The sequence below is a fragment of the Streptomyces sp. NPDC087906 genome (assembly GCF_055584925.1).
Genome location: NZ_JBVJLC010000002.1, coordinates 923378 through 936549, shown reverse-complemented (window position 1 = coordinate 936549; position 13172 = coordinate 923378). Strand labels below are relative to the sequence as shown.

The window sequence follows — 13172 nt, the reverse complement described above, 5'->3', positions numbered from 1 at the left end:
GTCCAGACCTTGACGCGGTGCGGGGATGCCCTTAAGTTCCTCACTCACCAGAGTTCACAAACCCACTCAGTGTTCATGTCCATGAATGGAGTGGGGTTTGCGGAACACCCGCCCACCGGAAGGCATCCCCCACATGCGCACCGGAACCATCCCCAGAATCCTCGGACTCGCCGCGGCCCTCGCCGGGCTCTCGACCGCGGCCTTCATGTCACCTGCCATGGCGGCCAAGCCCGCCCCGGCGGCGAAGGCGGCCACGGCAGCCGTCACGCCGGCGGTGGCACTGGCCCCCGCCGCCTTCACGCACCCCGGCGTCAACCTGAACACCGCCCAACTCGACTTCGTACGCTCCAAGGTCCAGGCGAACGCCCAGCCCTGGAAGGCCGCCTACGACCAGATGATCGGGAGCAGCTACGCCTCCCTGTCACGCCAGCCCAAGGCGCGCGCGACCGTCGAGTGCGGCTCGTACTCCAACCCCAACAACGGCTGCACCGACGAGCGCGAGGACGCGATAGCCGCGTACACGGACGCGCTCGCCTGGTACATCACCCGGGACGACCGGTACGCGCAGGAGTCCATCAAGCTCATGGACGCCTGGTCGGCCACGATCAAGGACCACACCAACAGCAACGCGCCGCTGCAGACCGGCTGGGCGGGCTCCTCCTGGCCCAAGGCCGCCGAGATCATCAAGCACGTCTACGGCAACTGGCCCAACCAGGCGCGGTTCGACACCATGCTGCGCAACGTCTATCTGCCCAAGCTCATCAACGGCTCCAACTCCAACGGGAACTGGGAGCTGACGATGGTGGAGGCGGCCACCAGCATCGCCGTCTACCTGGACGACAAGACCAGTTACGACAAGGCGATCAGCCTCTATCTGACGCGCGTACCCGCCTACGTCTATCTGGCCTCGGACGGCGACCTGCCGAAGACCGTGCCCAGCCAGAACCTCAACACCCGCGACAAGATCGTCAGTTACTGGCAGGGCCAGTCCACCTTCGGCTCGGCCATGACCGGCCTCACCCAGGAGACCTGCCGGGACTTCGTGCACACCGGCTACGGCATCTCGTCCATCTCGCACGTCCTGGAGACCTCGCGCATCCAGGGCCAGGACCTGTACCCGCAGGTCGGCGAGCGGCTGCGGCAGGCGCTCGGCTTCCAGTCGAAGTTCCAGGTCGGGGCCGCTTCGGCGCCGTCCAACCTGTGCGGCGGCAAGCTCACCCTCGGACTCGGCCCGATCACCGAGGTCGGGTTCAACACGCTGAACACGCTGCACGGCGTCGCGATGACCAACACCCAGACGCTCACCCAGCAGCAGCGGCCCTCGGGGACGAACAACCTGTTCGTCGCCTGGGAGACGCTGACCAACGCGCAGAACCCCAACTGATCGCGCCTTCTCCGGAAGGGCGAACTCCTGACTGGGCCGGTAGCCGGCGGTGGCGGCTACCGGTCCTGCGCGTTCTCCCACAGCGACTCGTCGCGGGCGTCGCGCCGGGCCCTGTTCAGCACCCGCACACACTCCATCGGGTTGTCCCGCACCGGGCGCCGGGCGACAGCGGCGCCCAGCGCGCTGACGTTGTCCAGCCTGTGGTGGTAGAGACCGAGCAGGCTGAGCACCAACGCCCGGTACTCCGGCGGTACTTCACCGACGATCCGGTCCGCCTCCAGCAGCGCCTCGCGGGCGGTGGCCGCCGTCGCCGCGATCAGGTTCCGTACGCCGGCGGTGTCCCGGCCGCGCTCCAGATCGTCGCGCGTGACGCCGTACCGCGCGAGGTCGGCGCGGGGCAGCGCCAGCCGGCCGTCCCGCAGGTCCTCCGACAGGTCGGTCAGCAGATCGGCGCGCTGCGCGCCGTCGGCGACCAGCCGGCAGGACTCCGCGAACTGCTTGTCGGGGACGAGATGGGGCGTCAGTCCCGTGCTGAGCATGATGCCCGGCCAGGTCAGGGTGTCGATGTAGCGCTGGTAGTCGGCCTCGTCGGCGAAGCCGGGGAAGTCCAGGTCGATCCGGGTCCCGGCCAGATAGGTGTCGGCCCAGTGCCGGGGCAGACCGCGCTCCTCGGCCGAGTGCAGATAGGCGCGCAGCAGCGGGTGGTGCGAGGTGCCGGTGTCCAGGGCCGTCCCCACCTTCCCGGCCCAGGTCTCGAACCGCGCGGCGCGCTCCTCGGCGGGACCCCGGTCGCAGATGTCGTCGGTGAAGCAGAGCAGCGCGGCGCCGATGACCGCGTGCGGCTGGAACTCCGGCGGTGCCAGCACCCGCACCACACCGCGCAGCGCCGACTCGCGGCGCCGCAGATACCGCTCGGCGAGGGTGTAGTCGGCGCGCAGCGCACCGCCGCGTACCCCGGCCAGATCGAGACACCGTCCCCACGAACGCACGCGCACTCTCCCCGCATCGGCGAAGGGCCCAGCCTAACCGGGACGCACCGAAGCCGCCCGGGGTGCGGGTGCACCCCGGGCGGCTTGAAACGATCGGTTCGGTTCGGCTGTTCAGCCGGTCCGACCGGTCAGAAGGTGAGCTTGAAGCTGTTGATCCGTCCGGTGTCGCTGGAGGCGACATCCTGGACCTTCAGCTTCCACGTTCCGTTGGCGACCTCGGAGGAGGCGTTCACGGTGTAGGTGGCGATGACGTTGTCCGCCGAGTCGCTGCTGCTGGAGTTCTTCAGCCGGTAGGCCGTTCCGTCCGGTGCCACCAGGTCGATGACCAGGTCACCGCGCCAGGTGTGCGTGATGTTCACGTCCGCCTTGAGCGTGCTGGGGGCGTTGCCGCTGATCCCGGTGACGTTGACCGACGAGGTGACGGCCGCGCCGTGGTCGGGGATGGTGACCGGCGTGGTGTTCTGGAAGACCGTGCCGGTGGGCGGGTTGCCCGGGTCGCCGCCGCCACCCGGGCGGGTGCCGACGTTGATGCCGGCCCACGCGTCGGCGACGGACTTGTACTCGGCGCTGGTCGTGCCGTAGAGCTGACCGGCCACGGCGAGCGTCCCGGTGCGGGCCGACGCGTAGTTGGTCCTGCTGGTGAACTGCGTGGAGAGCGCCTTGAACCAGATCTGCTCGGCCTTCGCCCGGCCGATGCCGGTGACCGGAAGCCCGTCAGAGGTGGGGGAGTTGTACGAGACGCCGTTGATGGTCTTGGCGCCGCTGCCCTCGGAGAGCAGGTAGAAGAAGTGGTTCGCGGGGCCCGACGAGTAGTGGACGTCGAGGTTGCCGAGGCTCGACGACCAGTTGTCCGGGGAGCCGCCGTCCCTGCTCGGCTTGTCCTGGTAGCGCAGCGGGGAGCCGTCGCCGTTGATGTCGATCTCTTCGCCGATGAGGTAGTCGCCCGGGTCCGACGCGTTGTTGGCGTAGAACTCGACCGAGGTGGCGAAGATGTCCGAGGTGGCCTCGTTGAGGCCGCCGGACTCACCGCTGTAGACCAGGCCGGCGGTCGCCGCGGTCACACCGTGGGACATCTCGTGGGCGGCGACGTCGATCGACGTCAGCGGGTCGGCGTTGCCGGCCCCGTCGCCGTACGTCATGCAGAAGCAGGAGTCGTCCCAGAAGGCGTTGACGTAACCGCTGCTGTAGTGGACCCGGGAGTACGCGCCGACGCCGTCGCCGTTGATGCCGGTGCGGCCGTGCACGTTCTTGTAGTAGTCCCACGTCAGCCCGGCGCCGTAGGCGGCGTCCGCACCGGCTGTCTCGGTGTTGGACGTGGTGCCGTTGCCCCAGGTGTCGTCGGGGCCGGAGAACAGCGTGCCGGTGCCCGAGGTGCCGCGGTTCAGGTTGTACGTCTTGTGGTTGCCGCGCGCGCTGTCGGTCAGGTTGTACGTCGAGCCCGAGTGGACCGAGTTGACCGTCACCGTGCCGCTGTACTGGGTGTTGCCGACGCCGGTCTCGATGCCCTGCCACTGGAAGATCTTCTTGCCCGTGGTGGCGTCGGTGACGACGTGGAGCTGGTTGGGCGTGCCGTCCTCCTGGAAGCCGCCGACGACCGTCTCGTACGCGAGGGTCGGCGCACCGTCGGTGAGCCAGACCACCTTGCGCGGGGCGCTGTCGGGCGCGGTCTTCTTCGAACCGTCGGCCGCGGCCAGACCGAGCGCCTGCTTCTGGGCGACGGCGGGCGCGATGTCGGCGGTGGTGTCGACGTTCTTCAGCGCCGTCCTGGCCGCCTTGACGACGGACTCGGTGGCGCCGGCCTTCGACTCGGCGACGACCAGGTCGCCACCGAGGACGGGGAGGCCGGCGTAGGTCCGCTCGTAGCGGGTGTGCGTGGTGCCGTCGATGTCCTGGACGACGTCCCGTACGACGAGCTTCTCCTGCGCGCCGAGGCCGAGTTCCTTGGCCTTGGCCGCCTTGCCTGCGTCGGCCTTCTTGATCAGCGCGGTCCGCTGGGCGGGGGAGAGGTCACGCGGCAGCGCACCGGGATCGGCGGTGCGGGCCGCCTGCCCCGCCAACGCGGCAGGCAACGCGGGGGCGTTGGCGCTGTCGGCCGTGGCGGAAGCGGTGCCTGCCTGCACACCGACGGAGAGGAGAGCTGCTGCGGTTATCAGAGCGCCGATCGCGGTGGCACGACGGCTGGGCGTGGGTCTCACGCGAACTCCTTATGCGAGGGGGGTCCAGGCCGCAGGGTGGGCGGCCCGGTGTAAGCAAACGGAGAGTGGTGGTGCGGAGAACGGGGGAAGAGTGGCAGTACACGCACCTCCCTGTCAGGAGCGCGTCAACAAGTTGGCCGGATTCGTTCGCTGCGAGTTGTGTCATGTTCGTTAAGCGGACGTTTCGTCAGGCATCGGCCCCGGACCGGCCGGTATCCGCTTCGGGCCGGACTGAAGAGGCCGTCAAGATCCGGCCCCACGCGGTCCTTTGTGAACAGATTGTTGAGCGGTGGCTCGGAGTCGGTGGCTGAGATCGTCACCTAATGTGGCTGATTCTTTTCCATCCGCTTCCCGCCCGGCGAGCCGCGCGTGGCCGGTGTCCTCCCGGCCGGGTCCACCGCGTCCACCTATGCTCGCGGGATGGAACAGAGCGAGGTCCTGAAGCGAGTGATCGGCATCCTCACCGAAGCCAGCGAGTGGCAGCGGCTGCTTGAGGAGGGGTCGGAACGCGAGGACCTGGCGGGCGAACCCGGGATCGTGACGGCGCTGCTCAACGAGACGATGCCGAAGATCGAGATCCCGGGCGACGCGACGGCGGAGGAGATCGCCACCCTGGTCGGCCGGGAGGTCGGCGGCGCCATCCAGCAACTCGTCGGCGCCTTCAGCCTGTCCTTCGTGATGCTGGCCCGGGTGCACGACACGGGCCAGCAGGACGTCTCGTCCACGGAGGTGCTCCAGGACCTGGCGCTGCGCGCCGAAGACCTCAACCCGGGCCGCGAGGCGTAGCGCCTCGCCCGGCGCGCGGGCGAGGCGTAGCGGCGGCCCCCGCGCGCGTCAGGCCAGGCTGTCGCGCCAGGCGCGGTGCAGGCCCGCGAAGCGGCCTGTGCCGGCGATCAGCTCGGCCGGGGTGCCGTCCTCGACGATCCTGCCGTGCTCCATCACCAGCACGCGGTCGGCGATCTCCACCGTCGACAGCCGGTGGGCGATCACCACGGCCGTACGGCCGTGCAGCACCGTGTCCATCGCGTTCTGCACGGCGCGCTCGCCCGGGACGTCCAGCGAGCTGGTCGCCTCGTCCAGGATCAGCACCGCCGGGTCGGCGAGCAACGCACGCGCGAACGCGACCAGTTGGCGCTGGCCCGCCGAGATCCGGCCGCCGCGTTTGCGGACGTCCGTGGCGTAGCCGTCCGGCAGGCCGCTGATGAACTCGTGCGCGCCGATCGCCCTCGCGGCCCGCTCGATGTCCTCGGCGGACGCTTCGGGCCGGCCGATCGCGATGTTCTCCGCGACCGTGCCGGAGAACAGGAACGCCTCCTGCGTCACCATCACGACACCGCGCCGCAGTTCGGGCGTGTCCAGCTCGCGCAGATCGACGCCGTCCAGCAGCACCCGGCCGCCGGTCGGGTCGTAGAACCGGGCCAGCAGCTTGGCCAGCGTGGACTTGCCCGCGCCGGTCGAGCCGACGACGGCGACCGTCTGCCCGGCCGGGATCGTCAGCTCGAAGCGGGGCAGCACCTCGCCGCCCGTGCGGTACCCGAAGCTGACGCCGTCGAAGACCACCTCGCGGCCGGGGAAGTCGCTCGCGAGCACCGGCAGCGGCCGGGGGTCCGCCGCCTCGGGGACCGTCGGCACCTGCGCCAGCAGCCCGGCGATCTTGTCCAGTGAAGCGGCCGCCGACTCGTAGGAGTTGAGGAACATCCCGAGCCGGTCGATCGGGTCGTACAGCCGCCGCAGATACAGCACGGCAGCCGCCAGCACACCGAGCGCGAGGGTCCCGTCGGCCACCCGGTAGGCACCCCACAGGACGATCGCGGCGACCGCCGTGTTGGCGACCAGCCGGGAGCCGGTCACATAGCGGGCCATCTCGATCAGCGCGTCGCCGTTGCTGCGCTCGTGGCGGCGGTTGAGGGTCCGGAACTCCGCGTCGTTGGCGCGCTCGCGGCGGAACGCCTGCACCGGGCGGATGCCGTTCATCGTCTCGGCGAACTTCACGATGACGGCGGCGACGGCCGTGGACCTGACGCTGAAGATCTGGCCCGCCCTGCGCTGGTAGAGCCGCACCAGCAGATACAGCGGCACGAACGACACGACGGCGACGGCGCCGATCCCGAGGTCCAGGTAGAGCAGCATCGCCGAGATGTAGACGAACGCCAGCACCACCCCGATGAGTTCCTGGAGCCCTTCGCTGAGCAGCTCGCGCAGCGACTCGACATCCGTGGTCGAACGCGAGATCAGCCGCCCCGAGGTGAACCGCTCGTGGAAGTCCACACTCAGCGCCTGGGCATGGCGGAAGATCCGGCCGCGCAGATCGAGCAGGACGCCCTGGTTGACCCGGGCCGACGCCTGGATGAAGGCGTACTGGAAGGCGCCGGAGGCCACCGCGCACACCCCGTACCCGACGGCGACCGCGATCAGCGGACCGTGGTCGCCGTCCCGGAACGTGGGCACGCCGCTGTCGATCGCGTACGCCACGATCAGCGGCCCGGCCTGCGCCGCCGCCTGCTGGATCAGCAGCACCAGCACGGCGAGGAGCACCCGGCCGCGCAGCGGGCGCAGCAGCGAGACCAGCAGGGCGCGGGTGGCGCCGGGCGCCGCCGGCAGCGCGTCCTGGTCGAACGGATCGTCGGCGGACCTGCCTTCAGGGGCATCCGAGGGACCCGGTACGGTCCGCCCGGCGGGCCTCGTCCCCGCGTCCGTCCCGGCGCCCGTACCCGCGCCGGATCCGGGCCCCGTTCCGTCGGGGGTCTCGTCCGTCGTCGTGGACGTGGTCATCGGATGCTCTCCTCGACAGCCTCGGCCCTGGCGTCCGCCCCGGACATCAGCCAGCCGTACTCCGCGTTGTCACGCAGCAGTTCCTGGTGGGTGCCGACGGCCGCGATCCGGCCGTCGGAGATCAGCGCGACCCGGTCGGCGAGCATCACCGTGGAGGGACGGTGCGCCACCACCAGCGCCGTGGTCTCGCTGAGCACCCGCCGCAGCGCCGCCTCCACCAGCGCCTCCGTGTGCACGTCGAGCGCCGACAGCGGGTCGTCGAGCACCAGGAAGCGCGGCCGGCCGACCACCGCCCTGGCGAGCGCGAGCCGCTGCCGCTGACCGCCCGACAGACTCAGCCCCTGCTCGCCCACCTCGGTCCTGGCGCCGTGCGGCAGATCCTCGACGAACCCGGCCTGCGCCGTGTCGAGCGCACGCGCCAGCGCGTCCTCGCCGGCGTCCGGCGCGCCCATCAGGACGTTCTCCCCGACGGACGCCGAGAAGAGCGTCGGCTCCTCGAACGCCACCGAAACCAGCTCACGCAGCCGCGGCCGGGGCATCAGCGCCACGTCCTGGCCGTCCAGGGTGATCCGGCCCTCCGTCACCTCGTGCAGCCGCGGTACGAGCGCGGTCAGCGTCGTCTTGCCGGAACCGGTGGCCCCGACGAGCGCCATCGTCTCCCCGGGTCTGATGTGCAGATCGATCCGGTCCAGCACGGGAGCGGAGTCCGGTTCGGCGTCCGGGTAGCGGAAGGAGACGCCCTCGAAGCGCAACCCCGCCGCGTCGCCCGTGTCCCTGCTGCCCGTGTCCCCGCCACGCGTGTCCCTGCCGCCCGGCACGTCGGGGCCGGTCTCCGGGTCCAGCTCCTCCGCCACGTCCATCACCTCGAAGAACCGCGCCGTCGCCGTCGCCGACTCCTGGCTCATCGCCAGCAGGAAGCCGATCGACTCCACCGGCCAGCGCAGCGCGAGCGCCGTCGACAGGAAGGCGACCAGCGTCCCGGCCGAGAGGTCCCCGTCGGCGACCTGGATCGTGCCGAGCACGACAGCCGCGCCGACGGCCAGCTCGGGGATGGTCGTGATGAGCGCCCAGATCCCGGCGAGCAGCCGCGCCTTGACCAGCTCCGTGGTGCGCAGCCGCTGGGTGAGCGCGCGGAAGGCGAGCGCCTGGCTGCGGTGCCTGCCGAACCCCTTGATGATCCGGATGCCCAGCACGCTCTCCTCGACGACCGTGGTCAGATCCCCGACCTGGTCCTGCGCCTTGCGCGCGACGAGCGAGTACCGGGACTCGAAGAGCGAGCACAGCACGACCAGCGGCACGGCCGGTGCGAGCAGCACCAGACCGAGCGTCCAGTCCTGGCCGAGCAGGATGATGAAGCCGACGATGATCGTCGCCGCGTTGACCAGCAGGAACGTCAGCGGGAAGGCCAGGAACATGCGCACCAGCATCAGGTCCGTCGTGCCGCGCGACAGCAACTGGCCCGACGGCCAGCGGTCGTGGAAGGCCACCGGCAGCCGCTGCAGATGCCGGTAGAGGTCCGCCCGCATCGACGCCTCGACCCCCGCCAGCGGCCGGGCCACCAGCCAGCGGCGGAAGCCGAACAGCACCGCCTCGGCGATCCCGAGCAGCAGCAGGTACAGCGCGCCCAGCCAGATGCCGCCGGTGTCCCGGTCGGTGACGGGACCGTCCACCATCCACTTCAGTACGAGCGGGATGACCAGGCCGAGACAGGACGCGACGATCGCGACGAACGCCGCCAGCGACAGCCGCACCCGTACCGGCTTCACGTACGGCCACAGCCGCAGCAAGGAGCGGGTGGCCGACGAACCGGCGGGCTGGTCAGGGGCGCTGGGTGCGGGGTTCTCGGACATCAGGGGTGAGCCTACGGTTCACCACTGACATCGCTCATGTGGTTTTCGCGACAGCCCGGACCCCGGACGGACCTCGGTCGGACTCCGGTCGGACTCCGGTCGGACCCCGGCATCAACCGATCGGATGATGCCGGATCGAGCGCGACGGCCGATTGTTCCGGCCACCCGCGCGGTGGATTCTTGGCCCATGGCAATCATCGAAGTGACGGGCCTGCACAAGGCCTACAACGGCAGACCCGCCGTTGACGGGGTGACCTTCGACGTGGCCGAAGGCGAGATCTTCGGAATCCTCGGTCCCAACGGCGCCGGCAAGACGACCACGGTCGAGTGCGTGGAGGGGCTGCGGATACCCGACGCCGGCACGGTCCGGGTGGCCGGGCTCGACCCGGTCGCCGACCACGAGCAGGTGACCCGGCTCCTCGGCGTACAGCTCCAGGAGAGCGAACTCCAGGCCAAATTGACCGTACGGGAGGCGCTGGAGCTGTACAGCGCGTTCTACTCCGACCCCGCCGACTGGCGCCCGCTCGCGGCGCGCCTCGGCCTGGAGGCCAAGCTGACGACCCGGTTCGCGAAGCTGTCCGGGGGCCAGAAGCAGCGGCTGTTCATCGCGCTCTCGCTGATCGGCAACCCGCGCGTGGTCGTCCTCGACGAGCTGACCACCGGGCTCGACCCGCGGGCCAGGCGCGACACCTGGTCGCTGATCGAGGAGATCAGGGACAGCGGGGTGACGGTGCTGCTCGTCACGCACTTCATGGAGGAGGCGCAGCGGCTCTGCGACCGCATCGCGGTGATCGACAAGGGCCGGGTGGCCGCGCTCGACACCCCGTCCGGGCTGATCAGCAGGTCGACGGCGTCCACCGTCATCTCCTTCACCCCGTCCGAGCCGCTCGGCGAGCGCGAACTGGCCGCGCTGCCCAAGGCGTCGTCCGTGGCGTTCAAGGGCGAGCGGGTCACGATCAACGGGACGGACGAGACCGTCAACGCCGTGATCTCGCTGCTCGCCGTCCGCCGGGTGACCGCGCGCCAGCTACGGGTCACCGAGGCGTCGCTGGACGACGCGTTCCTCGACCTCACCACCGACGCGACGGGCGCAGAACCCACCACACCGGCCGCCGACACCACCGGCACCACCGGCACCGCCGGCACCACCACCGCCGGCCCCGCAGAAGAGACAGCAGAGAGGGTCTGACATGGCTTCCGCGTCCGCCGCCGTCTTCAAGACGGAGACCAAGCTCTTCTTCCGCGAGCCCGCCATCATGTTCTGGATCCTGGCCTTCCCGACCGTCCTGATGGTGATCCTCGGCCTGATCCCGTCCTTCCGCGACCCCGACGCCTCGCTCGGCGGCCGGCGCGTCATCGACCTGTACGTCCCCGTGGCCGTCCTGCTCGCCCTGATCATGGCCGGACTGCAGGCCATGCCACCGGTGCTGACCGGCTACCGGGAGCGCGGCATCCTGCGTCGCATGTCGACCACGCCGGTGCGGCCGCAGGCCCTGCTGACCGCGTACCTGCTCCTGCTGGGCGCCGGTTCCGTCGGGTCCGCGATCCTGGTGATGGCCGTCGGCAGGCTCGCCTTCGACGTCAGCCTGCCGGGCCAGCTCGGCGGTTATCTGCTGGCGCTGGTGCTCGCCGCGGCGAGCGCTCTGTCCCTGGGCGCCCTGGTCTGCGCCGTCGCCCGTACCCAGAAGGCGGCCCAGGCGATCGGCTCGGCGGCCTTCTTCCCCGCGATGTTCACGGCGGGGGTGTGGCTGCCGGTGCAGACCATGCCCGACCTGCTGCGCACGATCGTCGAGTACACCCCGTTCGGCGCCGGGTCGCAGGCCCTGGACCAGGCCATGCGCGGGGACTGGCCCGGCTGGGCGCACCTGGCCGTGATGGCGGTGTGGACGGTCGTGCTGACGGCCTGCGCCGCCCGCTGGTTCCGGTGGGAGTGACCTGCCGGGGGATCCAGGGGGAGACTGCGGGCATGGCAGGGATGGGCATGGTCTCGCTGGAACGCCGCTGGGAGCAGTTCTACCGCTACGGCGCGAACGCCCTGCTGGCCTTCGCCACGCTGATCTCGGCGGCCGTGGCCGGGGCGATCGGCATGACCCGCTCCGAGATGTACGCGGCGGGCGGCCTGGTCCTGGCCACCGTCGCCCTCCAGATGTGGTGGGGGCGGGTCAGGCCGGGGCTGCCGGCGCACGCGGCGCCGGGCACGGTCTACTACGTCCTGCGGACGGCCCTGGCCTTCGCGCTGACCTTCCTCAACCCGCTGTTCGCCGTCTTCGCCGTCATCGGCTACTTCGACGTCGCACGGCTGCTGCCGACACGGGTGATGCGTGCGGGGATGCTGGTCACCGCGGTCACCATGGCCGGCTCCGAAGCGGGCGGCCTGCCGCCCGACGGCGCCACCGGCTGGATCCTGTTCGGCGGTCTGTTCGTCCTGAACGCGACCCTGACGACGGCCTTCGCGCACCTCGGGATCAAGGAGCTGGAGGTCGCCAAGGAACGGGCCGCGACGATCATGTCGCTGGAGGAGGCCAACGCCCGTCTTGAGCAGGCCCTGGAGGAGAACGCGAGCCTGCACGCCCAGCTCGTCGTCCAGGCCAGGGAGGCCGGGGTCGCCGACGAGCGGCGCAGGCTCGCCGCCGAGATCCACGACACCATCGCGCAGGGCCTGGCCGGCATCATCGCCCAGCTCCAGGTGGTCACCGCCAGCGCCGACCCGGAGGTCGCCCGCGCCCATCTGGAGCGCGCCTCCGCCCTCGCCCGCAGCAGTCTGGGCGAGGCCCGCAGGTCGGTGCAGAACCTCGGTCCGGCCGAGCTGGAGAACGACACGCTCCCCGAGGCGCTCAAGAAGACCGTCGCCGGCTGGGCGGAACGCGACGGCGTACGGGCCGACTTCACCGTCACCGGTACGCAGGAGCCGCTGCACGACGAGGTCGCCGCCACGCTGCTGCGGATAGCCCAGGAAGCCCTCACCAACGCCGGCAAGCACGCGGCGCCGACCCGGGTGGGCGTGACGCTCTCGTTCATGGGCGACGAGGTCTCCCTGGACGTACGGGACGACGGCAGCGGCTTCGACCCGCTCGCCCTGCCCGTGCGCTCCGCCAGCCACGGCTTCGGCCTGGCCGGCATGAAGGCGCGCGCCGAGCGGATCGCGGGCACCGTCACCGTCGAGTCGGAGGAGGGCGGCGGCACCGCCGTATCGGCTCGCGTACCGTTGGTCCGCCATGGCTGAACGGACCATCACACTGATCCTCGTCGACGACCATCCCGTGGTACGGGACGGGCTGCGCGGCATGTTCGAGTCGGCGCCCGGCTTCGCGGTGCTCGGCGAGGCGGCGGGCGGCGTCGAAGGCGTCGAGCTGGCCCTGCGGCTCGACCCCGACGTGGTCCTGATGGATCTGCGGATGCCGGGCGGCGGCGGGGTCGCGGCCATAGCGGAGCTGGCCGGGCGCGGCGCACGCGCCAAGGTGCTCGTCCTGACCACGTACGACACGGACTCCGACACGCTCCCCGCGATCGAGGCGGGCGCCACCGGCTATCTGCTGAAGGACGCCCCGCGCGAGGAGCTGTTCACCGCCGTACGCGCGGCGGCCGACGGCCGTACGGTCCTGTCGCCCGCGGTCGCCTCCCGGCTGGTCTCCCGGGTCAGGACCCCGGCGGCGGGCGGCGCCGAACCGCTGTCGGCGCGCGAGCGCGAGGTGCTGGCGCTGGTCGCCAAGGGCACCTCGAACCGGGAGATCGCCAAGGAGCTGTTCATCAGCGAGGCGACTGTCAAGACCCACCTCAGCCACCTCTACGGCAAGCTCGGCGTGAAGGACAGGGCGGCGGCGGTCGCCGTGGCGTACGACCGCCGCATCCTGGGCTGACGCGAGCCCTGCGGCGTACGTCTCCGCCCCGAGGCGCACGGCGACACCCCGCGTCTCGCGCCCGCGCTCAGGCCGGAAGGCACGGCTTGCCCGCCCGGCCCGCCGGGCGGGCTACCGGGCCTCGC

The 13172-nt window shown here is 71.0% G+C and carries 10 protein-coding genes; 6 read left to right on the top strand and 4 right to left on the bottom strand.

What is annotated here, in order from left to right:
- Window positions 1-133: 133 nt before the first annotated feature.
- Entirely contained in the window at window positions 134-1384 is a 1251-nt protein-coding gene (locus ACZ63I_RS09515; RefSeq protein ID WP_469336969.1) for an alginate lyase family protein, read from the top strand.
- Between the two features lie 56 nt (window positions 1385-1440).
- Here ACZ63I_RS09515 and ACZ63I_RS09510 read toward each other — a convergent pair whose 3' ends face one another.
- Together ACZ63I_RS09510 and ACZ63I_RS09505 are read right to left on the bottom strand one after the other, a co-directional pair.
- Window positions 1441-2373 (bottom strand): squalene/phytoene synthase family protein, encoded by a 933-nt coding sequence (locus ACZ63I_RS09510; RefSeq protein WP_469336967.1) that lies wholly within the window; start codon window positions 2371-2373, stop codon window positions 1441-1443.
- A gap of 128 nt (window positions 2374-2501) precedes the next feature.
- On the bottom strand, window positions 2502-4568 hold the full coding sequence (locus ACZ63I_RS09505) for a M4 family metallopeptidase (protein WP_469336965.1): 2067 nt from the start codon (window positions 4566-4568) through the stop codon (window positions 2502-2504).
- A 420-nt stretch (window positions 4569-4988) separates the two neighbouring features.
- Between ACZ63I_RS09505 and ACZ63I_RS09500 the strand changes: the two genes are divergently transcribed.
- Window positions 4989-5354: a hypothetical protein gene (locus tag ACZ63I_RS09500; RefSeq protein WP_469336964.1), complete on the top strand. Its 366-nt coding sequence runs from the start codon at window positions 4989-4991 to the stop codon at window positions 5352-5354.
- A gap of 48 nt (window positions 5355-5402) precedes the next feature.
- On the opposite strand, the gene ACZ63I_RS09495 is transcribed toward ACZ63I_RS09500, so the two are convergent.
- Window positions 5403-7340, bottom strand: a complete 1938-nt coding sequence (locus tag ACZ63I_RS09495) for an ABC transporter ATP-binding protein (RefSeq protein WP_469336962.1) — start codon at window positions 7338-7340, stop codon at window positions 5403-5405.
- Window positions 7337-9190 carry an ABC transporter ATP-binding protein gene (locus ACZ63I_RS09490; RefSeq protein WP_469336960.1) on the bottom strand — a complete coding sequence of 618 codons (1854 nt, stop codon included), beginning with the start codon at window positions 9188-9190 and terminating at the stop codon, window positions 7337-7339. Before ACZ63I_RS09490 ends, ACZ63I_RS09495 begins: the two co-directional genes overlap by 4 nt.
- Before the next feature lie 187 nt (window positions 9191-9377).
- On the opposite strand from ACZ63I_RS09490, the gene ACZ63I_RS09485 reads away from it, so the two are divergent.
- The 4 genes from ACZ63I_RS09485 to ACZ63I_RS09470 are packed head-to-tail and all read left to right on the top strand — an operon-like array spanning window position 9378 to window position 13047.
- A complete protein-coding gene (locus ACZ63I_RS09485) occupies window positions 9378-10379 on the top strand; it encodes an ABC transporter ATP-binding protein (RefSeq protein WP_469336958.1) in 1002 nt (333 codons plus the stop codon).
- A 1-nt stretch (window position 10380) separates the two neighbouring features.
- On the top strand, window positions 10381-11124 hold the full coding sequence (locus tag ACZ63I_RS09480; protein WP_469336957.1) for an ABC transporter permease: 744 nt from the start codon (window positions 10381-10383) through the stop codon (window positions 11122-11124).
- Between the two features lie 32 nt (window positions 11125-11156).
- Window positions 11157-12413: a sensor histidine kinase gene (locus ACZ63I_RS09475; protein ID WP_469336955.1), complete on the top strand. Its 1257-nt coding sequence runs from the start codon at window positions 11157-11159 to the stop codon at window positions 12411-12413.
- The gene (locus ACZ63I_RS09470) at window positions 12406-13047 is read left to right on the top strand and encodes a response regulator (protein ID WP_469336953.1); all 642 of its coding nucleotides are present in this window, start codon (window positions 12406-12408) and stop codon (window positions 13045-13047) included. Before ACZ63I_RS09475 ends, ACZ63I_RS09470 begins: the two co-directional genes overlap by 8 nt.
- Window positions 13048-13172: the final 125 nt, after the last annotated feature.

Bases quoted from the DNA above. Each gene is read 5' to 3' on its own strand.
- ACZ63I_RS09490 (WP_469336960.1), bottom strand. From the start codon at position 9,190: ATGTCCGAGAACCCCGCACCCAGCGCCCCTGACCAGCCCGCCGGTTCG.
- ACZ63I_RS09480 (WP_469336957.1), top strand. From the start codon at position 10,381: ATGGCTTCCGCGTCCGCCGCCGTCTTCAAGACGGAGACCAAGCTCTTC.
- ACZ63I_RS09470 (WP_469336953.1), top strand. From the start codon at position 12,406: ATGGCTGAACGGACCATCACACTGATCCTCGTCGACGACCATCCCGTG.
- ACZ63I_RS09475 (WP_469336955.1), top strand. From the start codon at position 11,157: ATGGCAGGGATGGGCATGGTCTCGCTGGAACGCCGCTGGGAGCAGTTC.
- ACZ63I_RS09495 (WP_469336962.1), bottom strand. From the start codon at position 7,340: ATGACCACGTCCACGACGACGGACGAGACCCCCGACGGAACGGGGCCC.
- ACZ63I_RS09485 (WP_469336958.1), top strand. From the start codon at position 9,378: ATGGCAATCATCGAAGTGACGGGCCTGCACAAGGCCTACAACGGCAGA.
- ACZ63I_RS09500 (WP_469336964.1), top strand. From the start codon at position 4,989: ATGGAACAGAGCGAGGTCCTGAAGCGAGTGATCGGCATCCTCACCGAA.
- ACZ63I_RS09515 (WP_469336969.1), top strand. From the start codon at position 134: ATGCGCACCGGAACCATCCCCAGAATCCTCGGACTCGCCGCGGCCCTC.